The organism is Limisphaerales bacterium, from assembly GCA_014382585.1.
Classification (GTDB): Bacteria; Verrucomicrobiota; Verrucomicrobiia; order Limisphaerales; family UBA1100; genus JACNJL01.
The window spans coordinates 16,339-33,684 of sequence record JACNJL010000065.1; the positions used below are offsets into that span (position 1 = coordinate 16,339).

The following is a 17,346-nucleotide window of genomic DNA, read 5'->3' on the forward strand; positions in this document are numbered from 1 at the left end:
AATTCGTCGAAATTCCCAGTCTTATTGGGGCTCAATTTTTAAATGAACAGCAGAAAATACAACTGTGCCGGAATGGGGCGTCGGGACTTTTTGCAGGTGGGCTTGGGTGGGATGATGGGCCTGGGGCTGGCGGATTTATTACGGGCACGGGAGGCTCAGGCGGGAAAGAAGATTAATTGCATCCTCGTTTGGCTCGATGGCGGGCCGTCACATTATGAAACATTTGATCCGAAGCCGGATGCGCCCAAAGAGATTCGCGGCGAATTTGGCGCGATGAAGACAAACGTGCCGGGGGTGAATTTTTGCGACAAGGTGCCGCACTTGGCGAAAGTGGCGGATAAAGTGACGATCGTGCGGTCAATCTGGCATAAGGATCCGAACCACGGCGGCGGCAATCACTATATGATGACCGGTCGACCGACGCCGGTGCCGGTGAATTGTGGCGCGTTCGTGACGTTTCATCCGTCATTCGGATCAATGACCAGTTACGAGCGCGGCGTGATCAAAGGGTTGCCGCCTTATATGAGCCTCGGCCGGATGACCCGTTCGGGCGGCCCGAATTTTCTGGGTGCGGAGCACGCGCCGTTTGTGATTAAGGCGGATCCCAACAGCACAAGTTTTAAGGTTCGCGACGTGGTGTTGCCGCAGGGAATCAGCGAAAGCCGCGCGGAGAATCGGCAGGTCTTGCGTCGTGAACTGGATAGTCTGTTGCGCATCACCGATAAGGTAGCGAAGGATCCAGCGGTGAGTTTCGACCGCTTCAACGCGCAGGGCGTTGATCTGATTACCTCCACCGCCGCGCAGAAGGCGTTTGATATTTCAAAGGAAGACGACAAAGTCCGCGACGCTTACGGTCGCAACTCACTCGGCCAACGAATGTTACTAGCGCGGCGCTTGACGGAGGTGGGCGTGTCGTTTGTCACGGTTTATTATGGCGGTTGGGATCATCACACCGATATTTTCAAAACGCTCAACGGCAAGTTCATGACCAGTTGGGATCAGGGCCTCGCGGCATTAATCAATGACCTCGATGTGCGCGGGCAATTAGACGACACGATGGTCGTTTGCCTCGGTGAATTTGGCCGGACGCCCAAAGTGAACAAGCGCGGCGGGCGCGATCACTGGCCCGGCGCGATGAGCGTGCTATTGGCCGGGGCGGGGATTCCGCGCGGGCAAATCGTCGGAGCCACCGATGCGAAGGGCTACTATGCCTCCGAAAATGTTTACACGCCGGAAGATTTTGCCGCGTCGCTGTACCGCAAGTTAGGCATCGATCCGCATCAGGTGCTGCACACCGCCACCGGCCGGCCAGTGCAGTTGGTGGACGGCGGTTCGCGCATCAAGGAACTCTTCGCGTGATGATCCGCGCTGGCATTGCGGCAATCCTATTTTCACTCACGGCAGCCGCCGCGCCGCCGCAGGTGGATTGGCTCTTTCCCATCGGTGCCCAGCGCGGCAGCGAGGCGCTCGCGCAAATTGGCGGCAAATTTCAATGGCCCTTAAAAACCTGGGCGGACGATCCCGGAATTGCGATCACAGCCGATGCGAAGAAAAAAGGGTTCTTCAAAATCACCGTCGCCAAAGGCGTCACGCCCGGGCCGCATCTCGTGCGTTTTTTTGACAGCAACGGCACTGCGCCGCCGCGCGTTTTTTTTGTGGGCAAAGTGCCCGACGTGCCGGAGAAAGAGCCGAACAACGAAATGCTCTCGCCGCAGGCGGTGGACGTGCTGCCCGCGGTTATCCACGGTAAACTGCAGAGCAGTGGCGATGTGGATAGCTACCGCGTCAAACTCAAGGCTGGCCAATTTTTTATTGCACAGCTCGATGCCTATACCGCCGGTATTTCGATGGACGCATTGATGATGCTGCGCGACGCGCGCGGTACGAAGCTCGCTTTCAATCATGACGCGCATTCGCTCGATCCGCGTCTCGTGTGGCAGTGCGATCGCGATGGCGAATATGTGTTGCAAGTCGCCGCGTTCAAATTTCCCGCCAACAGCACCTCGAGCTTCAGCGGCGGCGCAAATCATGTTTACCGCCTCACCCTCACCAACGGTCCGTGGGTGCGCCATGGATGGCCGCACGGGGCGACGGCTGGTACGGCTGGCAACATCGAGCTGGCGGGTTGGAACTTGAACAAGAAATCCATCACCTTCGCCAAGCAAACGGTTGACGAAACCGTGCTGCCGGTGACGGCGGCGAACGGGCCGTTGCGTTTGCCGGTGACGCCGTGGTCGCAAATTGCCGAGCGCGAGCCGAATGACACCAACGTGACCGCGCACACCTTCAGTTTGCCCGCGACGGTTTCCGGCCGCATTGATAAGCCCGGTGACGTCGATCGTTTTACCTTCACCGCCAAGAAAGGCGCGCGCTATCGGCTGGACATCGATTCGTTTACGCTCGGTTTCCTGTTGGACGCGCGGTTGTCGGTCGAGGATGCCGACGGTAAAGAACTCACCACCAACGACGACGCCAATAAAATCCGCGACCCGCTGCTCAATTGGACCGCCCCCGCGGACGGTCGTTTCTTCGCGGTCGTTCGCAGTCTGTTGCACAAAGGCGGCGGCGAATATTTTTACACGCTGAAAATTCATCAACCGCAGCCAACCTTTAGTGCCACCGTTGCTGCGCCGCATTTTAGTGTGAACGCTGCCGCCACGAATGAGGTGAAAGTGACGGTCAATTTTCTTGATGGCTACAAAGGTAAACTCACCGTCGCCGCAAAAAATTTACCCAAAGGCGTCAGCGCCGCACCGGTGGTGCTCGAAAAGAACGACACCGCCATCCTCAAACTCATTGCGACTAACGACGCCCAACCCCACAACGGACCGATGGCCATTATGATTTCTGCTGAAGACAAAAACGTTCGGCCCGCCACCTGCGCCCTCACCAGCGCGAGCGTCAACAACGGCGTCCCACAGGGGTTTCCGGAATTCATCATCCCAACGACCGCACACCTTTGGCTTACTGTGCTTCCGCCCAAGTTGGTTGCTCCGAAGAAATCGGAATCCTCCGATCCCAAATGATTGGGACGTATAAGGTGACAAACGGTCGCAGCTCCGGCGATTGGTCTTTTGAAATTGGCTGCCCGATTGTCTAATCCGTATTCACTTGAGCTTGCCGAATTTGTTCCGCGCCCACACAATCTCGCGAAGACCATTTATGATGATTCGAATCTCATTTTTTTTAACCTCACTCATTGCTCTCAACGTCTTTGCCGGTAAATGGGATGAGATGAATTACGGGCCGTATCTGTCCACCTCGCTGGAGGTGCCGAACGCGGGGATTGTCAACAAGGGCATCGCCATTCGGCTCGATGGAGGCGAGGGCGGTGTTTCCAAAGGCGGCGCGTTTATGTTGTACGATACGGATTTGATGAACTGCGCGGCGGGTTGGACCGGCGGATTTATTGATTGGCGCGGCATCGCTTTTGACGGCCGCCATAACGCTCACGCTTCCATCACCGGCACACAGGCGTTTACCAATCCTGTCGGTCCCGGCTGGCGCGGCGGCAAGGGCCAGTGGATCGATGCCGTGCGTGTGAAGGGGCTCGATCAAAAACCGTATGGACCGCTCCCACGCGATTGGGCGCATTACAAGGGTTTGTATGTGAACAGAAACCGGGTGGTACTTTCGTACACCGTTGGTGCGCGCGGCGTATTTGAGTCGCCCTCGCTACACGGCAATGATGTGTTCATTCGAAACCTGCACGTGGCGCCGGGCCCGAGCCAAATCGTAATGCAAGTGGCGCGTGGCGAAAGTGGTGCGATGCATTTGGCCGACAATAAGGATTTTGTTTTTGTGAAAACCCCGAAGGACACGATTGTCTGCGCGGCGGTGTTGGGCGGTTCGGGGTTGTGGGATTTGAGCGATGGCAAAAATCTTCGGCTCCGCATTCCAGCGGCGAACCAGGCGCTGAAATTGCAGGTAATTCTCTGGCGCGGCCAACAGGGAAAGCTTGAAGGATTTAAGAAGGCCGTTGCCGCTGTGAAAAAGGCCGGTGCGCCACCCAATCTTTTAGCACTGGCGCGCGGTGGTTCGGCGAAATGGAAGCAAACGGTGGAAACAAAAATTCAGCCGGGCTTGGCAACGGGGCCGTTTGCCACGGATACTTTTGAATTGCCGGAGAATAATCCGTGGAAGTCGTGGATGCGGTTGGGTGGGTTTGATTTTTTTAAGGACAATAAGCGGGCGGCGGTGTGCACTTGGCAGGGGGATGTTTGGATGGTCAGCGGGCTCGATCAGCCGAAGGGCAAGCTGACTTGGCGGCGGGTGGCGGCGGGGATGTTCCAGCCGCTCGGGCTGAAGATTGTTGATGAAACAATTTATGTTTGTTGCCGTGACCAGATCACGCGCCTGCACGATTTGAATGGCGATGGCGAAATGGATTTTTACGAGAGCTTCAATAATGACCATCAAGTGACCGAGCATTTCCACGAGTTCGCGATGGATTTGCAAACGGATGCGGCGGGCAATTTTTATTTTGCCAAGGCCGCGCGTCACGCGAAGAGCGGGCTGGTGCCGCATCACGGTTCCATTATCAAGGTGAGCAAGGACGGCTCCAAGAGCTGGCGCATCGCCAACGGGTTCCGCGCGCCCAATGGCGTGACGGTGAATGGCGACGGCACATTTTTCGCCAGCGACCAGGAAGGCCACTGGACGCCGAAGAACCGCATCAACCTTGTCCGCAAGGATGGCTTTTACGGCTACATGGGTTCGTACGTGCCCGGGCGCGACCCCTCGAAATACGACCCGCCGGTGGTGTGGATTCACAACAGTGTTGATCGCTCACCCGCGCAGCAGCTTTGGGTGACCAGCGATAAGTGGGGGCCGCTGAAAGGTTCGCTCATCAATTTCAGCTACGGCACGGGTCGGATTTTTGTTGTGCCGCACGAGGTATTGGGCGGCATCCCGCAGGGTGGCGTGGCGCGATTGCCCATTGCCGAAACTCCCACCGGCGTGATGCGCGGCCGCTTTCATCCCGTCGACGGCCAGCTTTATGCGTGTGGTCTTTTCGGCTGGGCGGGTAACAAACATTTGGCCGGTGGGTTTTATCGATTCCGTTACACTGGCAAACCGCTGCACGTGCCGATCAATTATTCTGTCAGCAAAGATGGAGTGCGTCTGGTCTTCAGTGAACCGCTTGATCTGGAAGCCGCAGGCGACGTCGACAGATTTTCCGCTGAGATGTGCAACTACCGTCGCACCGCCGGCTATGGTTCGCGCGATTATCTCGTGACTGATCCCAAAAAGCAGGGCCGCGACAAACTGGAAATCACCAAAGCCATCCTCGGGGCGGATCGCAAATCGGTGCTCCTTCAAATGCCCAAGCTGCAGAAGTGCATGACGCTGCGCATCCAGTACAATCTCAAAGGCGCTAAGGGTGAAACCGTGAAATCCGAAATCAACTGCACGGTAAACGTGCTGAAATAGCCTCACTGCTCAGGCTCTTCTTCGGTGGGGATCAGTTGCCCAATGTGTTTTTCGCCGCGTTGGCGGGCGAGGGTTTGTTGGCGTTGGCGTTCTTCGCGGCGGGCGCGGAGTTCAGGCGTGAGGGTGTCTTTGCAGCGCGGGCAGCAGATGCCCGGCTCGTAAGCGGGCGAGGCCAAGTCTTCCGGCGTGAGGGGCCAGCGGCAGCCGAAACAGATTTCGCAGGTGCCGCGTTCGAGGCCGTGCACGACGGTGACACGGTGATCGAACACAAAACATTCGCCCTCCCACAAACTTTGTTCGGGCTTCGTTTCCTGCAAATATTTCAGGATGCCGCCCTGCAGGTGATACACGTTTTCAAATCCTTCCTTGAGCAAATGCGCGGATGCCTTTTCGCAGCGGATGCCGCCGGTGCAAAACATCGCCACTTTTTGTTGCTTATCACCGCTGAGATTTTTTTGCACGAACGCATCCCATTCGCCGAAGGCAGCGGTGTCGGGGTTGACGGCGTTTTTGAACGTGCCGAGTTCCACTTCGTAATCGTTGCGGGTATCGATCAGGAGCACCTCGGGATCGCTGATGAGTTCGTCCCAGTCTTCGGGTGCGACGTATTCGCCCACGGCGTCGTTGGGGTTCACGGATGGATCGCCAAGCGTGACAATTTCCGGCCGGATGATGATTCGCAAGCGATGAAACGTTTCGCGTTCGGTTTCGCATTCGCGGTGCGGCATATTTTCAAAACGCGCATCGCTCCGGATTAATTTAAGCACCGCTGCGATTCCCTCCTTCGGTCCGGCGATGGTGGCGTTGAGGCCTTCGGTGGCGAGGATGGTCGTGCCGTTCACCGCGTGCGTTTTGCACTCGGCCTCAAGGCGCGTTTGCCAGTCCTCGCAATCGGGCAGGTCGGTGAAGCGATAAAATGTGGCGACGGTTTGCGCCATTCTTACTTTTTCAAAATCCAGTAGTTGCGAAAGCGCACGGGGTTGCCGTGGTTTTGCAGGAGGATGGGCAGCGGGGCGGGGCCTTCTTTTTGACCGGCACCGGTTTTGTTTTTTAGCTCGTAGGCGTCGTGAATGATCACGCCGTTGAGCTTCACGGTAATCATCGCGCCCTTGGTTTTTTTGCCATCGTCGTCAAACCGCGCGGCGGTGAAGTCGATGTCGTAGGTCTGCCACGTGAGCGGCGGGAAACACATGTTTAAGTTGGCGGCGCGTTGCCGGTAAATGCCGCCGCAGTCGTTGTGTTTTTGTTCGAGGCCGAAGGAGTCGAGGATCTGCGTCTCGTAACGGCGCTGCAAATACACGCCGCTGTTGGCGCGGGCCTGGCCGCGGGCGGCGGGCATGAAGGGCAGGCGAAACTCAAGGTGCAGCGTGAAGTCCTGATAGGCGTCCTTGGTCATCACGCCTTCCATGAGCAGGCCGTCATCGGTGATGCGGGGCTTGGCGAGCTTGCCGGTGTCCTTGCCGTTGAAGAGCACCACCGCGCCCTTGGGCGGCTTGGCGCTGAGCGTGGGTGACTTGCGCGTGATTTTCTTGAACTGGCCCACCTTGCGATCGCCCTTGGCGGCGAGGATGTTGCCATTGTTGTAGTAGAGCACAATCATCGTCTCCTCGCTCTTGAACACCGCCTTGTCTTCACCGCGGCGTTTGCCGGTGTAAGTCCATTTCGTGTCCTTGTTCCAGCCGTCGCCGGGCAGTCCGCCCTGGAACACCGTCGCCGAAAACTCCCCCTTGCCCAGCGCCACAATCTGCACGCCGGCCGGAATATTTTTCCCGTTGCCATCAATCCCGTCGCCCTTGTATTCGCCCTGAATGGCAAAGTCCGGATTATCCGCCGCCGCCTCCGGCGTAGCAAAAACCGCCTTGTCACTGGGAGCCGCGATGATGGAAATGGAGATCAGAAAAAGGACGAGTGGCTTCATGGGGTGGACAGTAAAAGTTCAAAAGTAGAAAGTCAAAGCCACAACGCAAAATACAAAAGGGCGGTGGAGTCAGCCCACCGGGCATTTCCCCCTCTTCAAAGGGGGATGGGTTTCACGCGGAGGCGCGGAGTCGCGGAGGGATTTTTTTGTTTCTCCGCGCCTCCGCGTGAGCCTATGCGACCCATTTTCCGCGCCAACGATTGGGCCAGGCTTTCAGCCCTCGGTTCGTTTGGGGTTATGGTTCCCAGGGCGTTGCCCCAGGCTAATATGGAGCCGCGCCGTTGGCGCTTTCATATCCATCCCTACCGACGGCGGCTTAATGGCGAATGTTACACTTGGGCAGTGCCTTCTTCAGTTCCGCCACGCCCGCGTCGGTGATTCGGGTGTACGACAAGTCAAGCGAGGTGAGCTTCTGGAGCTGGGCCACCTCCTTGAGGCCCGCGTCGGTGATTTTGGTGAAACTCAAGTCAAGCTCGGTGAGCTTTTGGAGCTTGGCCACCTCCTCGAGGCCCGCGTCGGTGATTTTTGTGATTTTTGAGTTGACGATGAAGCCGCTACTCAAGTCAAGCGAGGTGAGCTTCTGGAGCTTGGCCACCTCCTTGAGGCCCGCGTCGGTGATATTGAAGCAGACACCCAAGTCAAGCGAGGTGAGTTGCTGGAGCTTGGCCACCTCCTTGATGCCCGCGTCGGTGATTTTCGTGCGGTACAAGTCAAGCGAGGTGAGCTGCTGGAGCTTGGCCAGCTCCTTGAGGCCCGCGCCGGTGATTGAGGTTTCTCCCAAGTGAAGCTCGGTGAGCTGCTGGAGCTGGGTCACCTCCTTGAGGCCCGCGTCGGTGATTGAGGTGCGGTACAAGTGAAGCAAGGTGAGCTGCTGGAGCTGGGCCAAATCCTTAAAGCTCCCGTCGGTGAAATAGGCGTCGCCCAAGATCAACCCAAACGCCGATGTCGGCACGGGGAGCGATGACAGCATCCGGGGTTTCCAGTTAAGGGTCCTGAATGTCGGGATGGACTTATGTGGCCCCATCCACTGGGCATTAAACCCCGCCTTTTCCCACGCGGCAACCATTTTGGGAGTTAACCCTGCCTTCTCCCACGCGGCAACCAGTGCTGGCGGCATGGGCGTCACCGACTCAGGCTTTTCCGTCTCCGCGTTTTCCTTTTTCCCACAACCGACCCCCATGGCGGCGGTTAGGAGGATGAGACTCAGGGTTTTCATGGGGTTCATTTTCATACCGGAGGATATCCCGCGGCGGCGGGATTGGAAATGGTAATGTTCTGTCTTTTTACCGGAGGACGGTAGGGCTGGCTCTCCGAGTCAGCCGCGGCGCGGTGGGGACACCCCGCCCTACCCAGGACTCCCGGAGTCGGTAAAGGCTCATTGGGTAACAATCGTTAAATGAGACTCACGCGGAGGCGCGAAGCCGCGGAGGGATTTTTTCGTTTCTCCGCGTCTCCGCGCCTCCGCGTGAGCATATGCAAACTCCCCAGCCTTTACCCCCATCCGTGAGGGCGGGTCCTTTTGTGTCGGCCCTTCGGGCCTTTTCGCGACGTTTTTGGTGGGGCGTTACTCGCCCATTAATTCCTTCAGCTTGGCCTCAATGGATTCGGCCCAGATGGTGTAGCCTTTTTCGCTGAGGTGCAGGAGGTCGGGCATGATTTCGCGGGTGAGGGTGCCGTCTTCTTTCAGAAATTTCGGGCTGATGTCGAGGTAGTGCACGGCCTTGCCGTCGGCGAGTTTCTTGAAAATGGCGTTGGCGCCTTCGTTGACTTGGCGGCGCTTGTCGGCGTTGTTGGTGCCCCGGGGGAAGACGCCGAGGAGCAGTACCTTGGTCTCGGGTAGTTTCTTGCGCAGTTGCTTCACAATGACCTCCACGCCGTCGGCGATTTCCTGCGAGGTGTTGCTGCCGGAATTGTTGGTGCCAATCATGATCACCGCAGCCTTGGGCTTGATGCGGTAGAGGTTGCCGTTGTCCAAGCGCCAGATGACGTGTTGGGTGCGGTCGCCGCCGATGCCGAGGTTGACGGCGTTGCGTTTGGCGTAGTGCTTGGCCCACACGCCCTTGCCGCGGCCTTCCCAGCCTTGGGTGATGGAGTCGCCGATGAAGATGACGTCGCACTTGCCTTGGGCCACGCGTTTGTTGAAGGACTCATGTCGCTTGGTCCAACCGCCGCTGCGCGGGACGGGTTTGGTGGCGGAGTGGAGGTCTGGTTTTTCCTCAGCAAAAAGTGAGAGGGAGAAAGCGAGGGTGCCGATCAACAAAGTGGATTTCATAGACCCCAAAAGTAGGGGGTCGCACGCGAAAAGTCAAAGCCTCAACATCGGGGGTTAAAGTGATTTCAGATTGCGGCGTTGGCGGGTTCCGTTGTGCGGCCGGTTTGCCAATCCCAGTATCGGCGGCAGGCGGCTTTGATGTCTTCCAAAATAAGGTAGCAAATGGGTACGAGGATGAGGGTGATGAAGGTGGCGAAGAATACGCCCCAGGCGAGGCTGATGCCCATGGGGATGACGAATTGTGCCTGCGTGCTTTTCTCGAACATGGTGGGCAGGATGCCGCCGAAGGTGGTGAGGCTGGTCAGGATAATGGGCCGGAAGCGCGCGCCGCCGGCGTTACGGACGGCCTCAAGCATAGGTAGACCCTCGCTGCGTTTGCGGTTGATGTAGTGCACCATCACCAGGCTGTCGTTGACGACCACGCCGGCCATTGCGAGCAGGCCAAAGGCGCTCATAATGCTGAAGGTGGCGCCCATGATCATATGGCCGAGCAGTGCGCCGGTGATGCTGAAGGGAATGATGGCCATCACGATGAACGGTTGCGTGTAGCTTTTAAACGGAATGGCGAGCATCGCGTAGATGCCGAGCAGGACAATGATGCCGCCGATGCGCAGAGCGGAAAAGGACTCAGCGCGTTCGCGGCTTTCGCCATCGAAGCTATAGCTCATGCCGGGATGAGCTTCCACCAAAGCGGCGACTTTGGGTTCGAGATCCTGCCGGACTTTTTCGAGGTCCAAGGTGGGGTCATACTTATCGGCATCAGCCACCACGGTGAGCGTGCGGGCGAGGTCGGTGCGGCGGATGGAGGGAAAGCTCTCGTTCATTTCCAATTCGGCCACTGCGGTGAGCGGCATTGAGGAGCCGTCGGTGGAGAGGATGTGCATGTTTTCCAGGCTGGCAAACGCTTTGCGTTCGGCGAGCGGGTAGCGCACCATCACGCGCACTTCATTTTGTCCGCGCTGAATGCGTTGCGCTTCGTGCCCGAAAAAGCCTCCCTGTACCTGCCGTCCAACCGTTGCGCGGGTGAGTCCGCGTTGGAGGGCGTCCGGGCGGAGGATGGGGCGGACTTCTTCTTTGGTGCGTTCAAAGGTGTCGTGAATGTCGAACAGGCCGGTGTAGGTATTCAGCTCGGCTTGAATTTTACCGGAGACTTGGCTGAGCAAGGCGGTGGTTTTGAGCGAGGTATCCTGCGCGGGCAAGGCGAGCTGGATGGCAATGGGATCGCGCGTGCGGCCGATGACCGCGCGGGTGGTCACTTCCTGCGCGCCCTCGATGAGGCCGATATTTTTACGCCATTCCGTGGCAAGATCGCGAGTCTTGAGATCCAGATAGCTGGCGTCGTGAAAATGAATACGATCTTCCGGAGCCATGATTTGCAGTTGTACTTCGCCGAGATGGGCCACGCCAGATTCGGCGCGGCCGCGCACGCCGGCAATATTTTGGCCGCCGATGGTGGTGATAATGTTGCCGATGAGGCTGCGCCGGATTGTTTGGCCAGTTTCGGGGTCGTCAAAGTCGGCGGTGTATTTTGCCTTCAACCGGTCGGCTTCGGAAATCATCACCTTGAGTTTTTCGGCGGTGACTTCGTACGCGGTGCCCTGCGGCATCACCAGCCGGGTGGTGGCGATCTCCGCATCGATCGGCGGGAAGAATACCATTTGCAATCGACCACTGAAACTGTAAGCGCCAATCACCACCGCCGCGCCAATGAATACGCAAAGAGTGACGTAGCGATGCACCGAGGCGTGCGAAAGGATGGGCCGATAGATATGATCAATACACCACTCGAGGCCGTCGGCACACCATCGTTGTGCGCGCGCCAGCGGATTGAGCGTGCTGCGTTTGGGTTTGCCGGTGGAAAGACGACTGAGGTGTGCGGGCAAAATCAGTTTGGATTCAACCAATGAAAAAATGAGACAGGGAATCACCACTAACGGAATTTGCGCGAAAATCTGGCCGCGTCGCCCCTCCACCATCAGTAGGGGCACAAAGGCGATGGCGGTGGTGAGCACGCCAAAGATCACCGGCACGGCGACTTCCTGCGTGCCCTTGATGGCGCCAATCAATGCCGTGCCACCGCGTTGTTGATGGGTGTGGATGCAATCACCGGTGACGATGGCGTCATCCACTAAAATGCCCAGCACGAGGATGAACCCGTACAGCGTAAAAAGATTAATGGTGACGCCCACGTACGGCATCATCGCAAAGGCTCCCATGAAGGCGACGGGTACGCCTACGCAAACCCACAACGCCACCGCCGGACGCAGGAATAATCCCAGCAGCACGATGATGAATGCGATGCCCATCAACGCTGAGTCATTGAGCGTGACGAGGCGTTTTTTGATGATGTCGGCGCGGTTGTTCCATACGTCGATGGATACGCCCTCGGGCAACTGCGGGATGAGGCGGGCGAGGTATTCGTTGACGATGTGCTCGATCTTCAGCGCGTTTTGATCGCCCGTGCGCGCCACGTGCACCACCGCGCAACGACGCCCGTTGAAGCGCATCAACACGCGATTTTCTTCGAACGCATCGGTTACGTTGGCCAGCTCGCCGAGTGTGAGATGCGAACCGTCCTCGCGCGATTGCACAATAATTTTTTCAAACGCCGCCTTGTCAAACGCGCGGCCCTCGGTGCGTACCAGCACCTCGCCGTTGCGGCTGCGGATGACACCGCCGGGAATGTCCACCGCCGAGTTGCGCACCGCATCGGCCACGGTTTGCAGGGTAAGCCGATGTTCGCGCAGCACCTGTTCAGGAATCTCAATGCCCACCTCGTAGTTGCGCAGGCCGCGCATCACCACGCGTGAAATGCCTTCCAGCCGACCCGCTTCATCGCGCACGCGCTCGCCGAGCTGATGGAGGTCGTGCTCGCTCATATCGCCGTGGATGATGAGCGTCATCACCTCATGCAGGTGTTCCTCCAGCTTGACCTCCGGGGGCTCGATGCCTTCGGGCAAATTGTTGACCGCATCGACGCGGCTCTTCAATTCGTCCCGCAACTCCCGCGGATCGTGCCCGCTTGCGACTTCCACCTCAATGCGTGCGCTGCCTTCGCTCGCGGAGCTTTTGATTTCTGCGATACCCGGAAGATCAGCAATGCTGTTTTCCAGCGGGATGATGATGGATTCCTCCATCTGCTCCGGCGTGGCACCGCGATAGGTCACGCGGATTTCCACCTCGTCCGGGTTTAAATCGGGAAACACCTCCACCGGCAAACGATTCACGATGCCGTTGACGCCCATCAATATAATGAACACCATCAGCAAATTGGCGGCCACGCGATTGCGGGCGAACCATTCAATTAAACCATTCATGGCCGTTTCGTTTTGTCTTATTGCTCTTCGGCCCTTCCGTTGACAGGTGATGGTGCAGCTTCACCGTCAATGCGTACTTGCAGGAATTGACCATTGGTAGCGTAGTCAATCGGCGTGGTAATGATTACATCGCCCGACTTTAGTTTGTCTGTGTCGGTGACAATATCTTTTTCATTGCGCCACAGTATTTTGATTTTCAAGCGCTTGAGGATGGTTTGGCCATCTTTTTGAATAGCCAGGGCTACTTCGTTACCGTGCCGCACGGCGTGGCGTGGGAGCACGAATACATTTTCCAACGTATCGCCGGTAATGGTGGCTTGTACGAAGAGTCCCGCTCGAAGATAGGGTCTATCACCGTAGGGTTCGGGGATGTGCGCGATCAACGCAAGTTGTTGGCTGGTGGCATCATGCCGGCCGCTGTCACGTGAAATGTAGCCACCTGGCCAATGATGCATATCGCGGCCGATTTGCATGCGAATATCCACCGCCGGCGGATCGATGGGCACTTCGATTTGCATGGCCTGCGTCTCGTTGGTGTTTGTGCGGTGCAGGGGCACACGGATGTGATTCAGGCGGGCATTGGAAACGGGTAGGTGTACCTCCGCATAATCCGTGGCAATTGCCATAGCCAGCACGGTGCCAGAGGTGACATACTGGCCAATGTCCGCGTTTTTGGCAATGATACGGCCGGGGTATTTAGGCGCGCGCACAACGGTGCGGGCGAGGTCAACGTTTGCCTGTGCGAGGGCGACGTTTGCCACGCGAATCTGTGCCTCGAGATCGGCTTCTAATTGGTCCGGCCGCAATGCAAGATCTTCCTTGGCCTTGGCCAATTCAGCTCCCCTGGCTTGGGCCTTTGCTGCGGCCTCGGCTACTTGCGGCTCGTTGCGCGCGAGGGGGCTGGATTTGTCCAATGTATTCAGCCGATTGAGATTGGCGATGGCCGCGGAGCGGCGGGCTTTCTCCAATTCCAGGGTCGCATCGGCTTGTGCAAGATTGGCCTGTGCCATGACCACGGCGTTGGAATACGCAGAGCGTTCAAGCTTTTGCAACGCCAGCTTTGCGTTTAATTGCGCTAGCGTGGCTTCGGCGCGAGCGATGTCATTGGAAGGATTAGTCTTATCCAAGGTAAGCAATACTTGTTCGGGCTGAAAAAAACCACCCTCGCGAAACACCTGCTCAATGGAAATAATTCGGCCGCTCACTTCCGGAATGATACTGCTCTGTGCACGCGCACGTACACGGCCTTGACTAGGGATTTTAATGACAAAATTCTGCGGCTGAAGGCGAATGGCTTGGACCACTGTTACCTGCCGCTTAGGTTTTTTGCGTTCGGCTGCTTTTTGATGCGTCCAAAAATATTGCGCAGTAAAAAAACTGCCAGCGAGAATGCCTCCTCCCACCAGTACGCCAACAAGCGTTCGCGCTATGCCCTCACGTGGCGGTGGGGATTCTTCAGAATCAGTTTCGGATAATTTTTCGGCTTTGCTCATTCCTTGTTGGGCTCAAGTTTAGGTTCAGTAAACTCGCCGCCGAGCGCGAGGTAAAGGTCGATGCGGTTTTGCAGGCGAACATTTTGAAGCTCCAATAAAGATCGCTTGGCATTGAATACCCGCCGTTGCGATTCGAGCACGGTCACGATCTCCGCCAGTCCGGCCTGGTAATCATCCAACGCCAGCGTCCGGGCCTCGCTCGCCTCGGTTACCGCGGCGCGTAGGGCGGTTTCCTGGGCGACCAGAAACGCCTCCGCCGCCAGCGCGGTTTCCACTTCGGCAAACGCCTGCAGCGCAGTTTGCACGTACAGATTGCGCGTTTCCTCGCGTTGGGCTTCGGCGCGTTCGATTTGCGATTTAATTTTCCCGCCATCCAAAATTGGCCGGGTGAGATTCGCCGCGAGGCTCCAGATATTGTTGTTGATATCCAACACTTCCTTCAATTCATCGCTGGAGGTGCCCGCGCTGGCGGTGAGTTTAATTTGGGGCAGCCGATCCTTGCGCGCCGCGCTCACGCGCCGATGGGCGGCGAGATAGTTCCGTTGAGCTGCCAATACATCCGGCCGACGTTCCAGCAATTGTGCGGGCAACCCGGCCGGCACCGCTGCGGCGAGCGTGGGCAGCGCGGCGGTCAGCGCTACTTCGCCTTTGGGATAGCGGCCCAGTAAAATTTCTAGCGACCGCCGGGCGCCGTCGCGTTCGCGCAGCCTAAGTTGAATTGCGTTTTCCGCGTTGCGGACGCTGGTGCGCATCAGCCTCACGTCCAGTGCCTTGGTTAACCCGCGCTGAAATCCATCCTCTAAAACCGCGAGGTTGTTGGTGTAACTTTGCAGAGTTTGTCGGGCCAGTTGCGATTGAAGTTCCGCTTCGGCCAGACTGAACCAGCCCTTGGCCGTGTTGGCGGCGAGGCTCAGGCGCGCGGCGTGCAGGTTGGCCGCCGCCTCGCCGGCGTCCAGCCGAGCGGCTGCCCGCGTGTCCGCCAGTCGCCCCCACACATCCCATTCCCAGGCGAGATCCAGTTGTGGTGTATAACGGTATGAACGGCTGGTGGATATGCTAAAGCCGCTAGTGGAACTGCGCTTAGTCCGCGAGGCCACCGCCGTGGCGTTGAGGGTGGGTTTTAATTCTGCTCCGGCAAGGCGCAGATTCGCCTGCGCCGTTTGCAGGCGCGCGGCGGTTACGCGTAGATCAGGATTCTTCGCCATCGCTTCCCGCACCAGTGCATTCAGCGTGGCATCATTGAAATCTGCGAGCCATCCCGCTCCCGCAGGCGCGTTGGTGTTTGCTTCCCCTCCGCCAAATGCCGTAGGCAATGCTAGGCCTGCCCAGGCTTCCGGGGCGTTGGTTGAAGGGGTCGAGCATCCGTTGCCCCCAGCCAAAACCCCAATGCCCAGTGCTAAACTGTTGATGAAAATTCGTTTCACAAAACCCCCCATCGCACTCATCCGTATGCCGCTGGAGTGTACACAAAAACGAGTGGGACGCGAGTAAGAATAAGCCGATTAGGAACGGGTGTTTATAAAAGGTGAAATTTGCCAGGGTACTGTAAAAATTCTCAGTTATTGTAGTGGACGATTTTTGGGGGGGGTAACTATGATGTCTTTTTTCCGGTGTGATTATATTAACCTTAACTGAAAGGACTCATCATGAATAATAAACTAAACTTTTTCGCGGGTCTACTCACGCTTGTTTTGGCTGTGGGTTGCGGCAAGGACAATCCCGTTGAGTCGGCTTCGCCAGAAGGTTCCGGCCCGAGCCCTGCCGATGGTGGCGGTGGCGGTGGCGGTGGCGGAAGTGCCTCTCAGGCTAAAGCTTCCCACGTGAAAACGGAAATGCCTGCGGCCAAGGCTTCACCGCAGAAGACGAGCATGGCCGAGGTGGCCAAGCATCTGGATTTTGGCGGCAGCGCGTTTTCATATAAAAGCAACGAAGGGGTAAACTCCGCATTGGCCGGATTGTTTGGGATCATCGAGACGATGATGCAGGCCGAGGGTGATCCGCAGGCGATGGCGGTGCTGAAGGTGGTGCAAAACGTTTATAAGGAATCAGGCTTCACGGATATCAGCGGCACGGGCTCGAGCAGTTTCATCACCGAAAACGGCATTCGGCGCAATGCGATGATGGCTCATCATTGGCCGGGGCAGGATAAAGGATTGTTGTGGAAATTGCTGGGCGGCCCGGCGCACCAGTTGGGCGGGCTGAAGCTGATGCCCGCCAACACCGCGTTGGCGATGCACGGCGATCTCGATGTGGCGGCTGGCTGGGCGTGGATCAAGGCTTTCATGGCGAAACAGGACCCAGCAATGGCACGGGAATTCAACGCCATGCTCACGCAAATGGCTGACAACAATATGCCGATAGAGGAATTACTCAAATCGCTCGGCGGTGAGGCGGGTGTGTCCGTGGTGTTGCACCCCACCAAGAAGGTGAAAATGCCCACTGGCGGCAAATGGGAGGTGGACGCCAATGGCAACGAACTATTTGTACAAGAGACCATTACGATCCCTGAGCCGAGCTTCGTATTGGCCGTGAAGGTGAAAGATACTCTACTTCTGCAAATGCTCGGCGGTATGCTGCAGGCGCAAGGCGCGGAGGAATCCAACATTGACGGGGTGAAAGCACTCACCCTGATGCCCCCGCCCGGGGAGGACATGCCCTTTCCGCTGAGCCCAACCCTGCTGAAGCTGAGCGATTATCTGGTGTTGACCAGCACCAAGGAATTAGCCGGCGAATTGGCATCCATTCAGTCGGGCAAATCAAAGGGACTGGCAGGCACGGCGGAATTCCAAAAAGTCACCGCCGGCATGGAGCTGAAGGGTAACCATTTGTTTTACCTCAGCCCGGCTGTGAAAACGATGGGCTTGAAACTTGTGGAGGAAGCCTTGGCCGGCGAACGGGAATTTCGAGACCCCA

The 17,346-nt window shown here is 57.6% G+C and carries 11 protein-coding genes; 4 read left to right on the top strand and 7 right to left on the bottom strand.

Features of this window, described 5'->3' with window-relative positions; genetic code table 11:
- Window positions 1-42 precede the first annotated feature (42 nt).
- The 3 genes from H8E27_15345 (at window position 43) to H8E27_15355 (ending at window position 5,433) form a co-directional block, all read left to right on the top strand.
- Entirely contained in the window at window positions 43-1,359 is a 1,317-nt protein-coding gene (locus H8E27_15345) for a DUF1501 domain-containing protein (protein MBC8326994.1), read from the top strand.
- Entirely contained in the window at window positions 1,356-3,026 is a 1,671-nt protein-coding gene (locus tag H8E27_15350) for a PPC domain-containing protein (GenBank protein MBC8326995.1), read from the top strand. Before H8E27_15345 ends, H8E27_15350 begins: the two co-directional genes overlap by 4 nt.
- 136 nt (window positions 3,027-3,162) lie before the next feature.
- Complete coding sequence (locus H8E27_15355; GenBank protein MBC8326996.1) at window positions 3,163-5,433, top strand: hypothetical protein; 2,271 nt, start codon at window positions 3,163-3,165, stop codon at window positions 5,431-5,433.
- A gap of 2 nt (window positions 5,434-5,435) precedes the next feature.
- Here the strand turns inward: H8E27_15355 and H8E27_15360 are convergent, their stop codons facing one another.
- From H8E27_15360 to H8E27_15390, 7 genes are all read right to left on the bottom strand, one after another.
- Window positions 5,436-6,371: a rhodanese-related sulfurtransferase gene (locus tag H8E27_15360; GenBank protein ID MBC8326997.1), complete on the bottom strand. Its 936-nt coding sequence runs from the start codon at window positions 6,369-6,371 to the stop codon at window positions 5,436-5,438.
- Window positions 6,372-6,373: 2 nt separating this feature from the next.
- Window positions 6,374-7,351 (bottom strand): DUF1080 domain-containing protein, encoded by a 978-nt coding sequence (locus tag H8E27_15365; protein MBC8326998.1) that lies wholly within the window; start codon window positions 7,349-7,351, stop codon window positions 6,374-6,376.
- A gap of 316 nt (window positions 7,352-7,667) precedes the next feature.
- Window positions 7,668-8,321 carry a hypothetical protein gene (locus H8E27_15370; GenBank protein ID MBC8326999.1) on the bottom strand — a complete coding sequence of 218 codons (654 nt, stop codon included), beginning with the start codon at window positions 8,319-8,321 and terminating at the stop codon, window positions 7,668-7,670.
- Between the two features lie 594 nt (window positions 8,322-8,915).
- Window positions 8,916-9,623: a GDSL family lipase gene (locus tag H8E27_15375; GenBank protein MBC8327000.1), complete on the bottom strand. Its 708-nt coding sequence runs from the start codon at window positions 9,621-9,623 to the stop codon at window positions 8,916-8,918.
- A 65-nt stretch (window positions 9,624-9,688) separates the two neighbouring features.
- Window positions 9,689-12,940, bottom strand: coding sequence for an efflux RND transporter permease subunit (locus H8E27_15380; GenBank protein MBC8327001.1), 3,252 nt, complete (start codon window positions 12,938-12,940; stop codon window positions 9,689-9,691).
- 17 nt (window positions 12,941-12,957) lie between these two features.
- On the bottom strand, window positions 12,958-14,433 hold the full coding sequence (locus H8E27_15385) for a hypothetical protein (protein ID MBC8327002.1): 1,476 nt from the start codon (window positions 14,431-14,433) through the stop codon (window positions 12,958-12,960).
- Complete coding sequence (locus H8E27_15390; GenBank protein ID MBC8327003.1) at window positions 14,430-15,857, bottom strand: efflux transporter outer membrane subunit; 1,428 nt, start codon at window positions 15,855-15,857, stop codon at window positions 14,430-14,432. The genes H8E27_15385 and H8E27_15390 overlap by 4 nt, the downstream gene beginning before the upstream one ends.
- A gap of 222 nt (window positions 15,858-16,079) precedes the next feature.
- Between H8E27_15390 and H8E27_15395 the strand changes: the two genes are divergently transcribed.
- A partial coding sequence (locus H8E27_15395; GenBank protein ID MBC8327004.1) for a hypothetical protein occupies window positions 16,080-17,346 on the top strand: 1,267 nt, incomplete at its 3' end.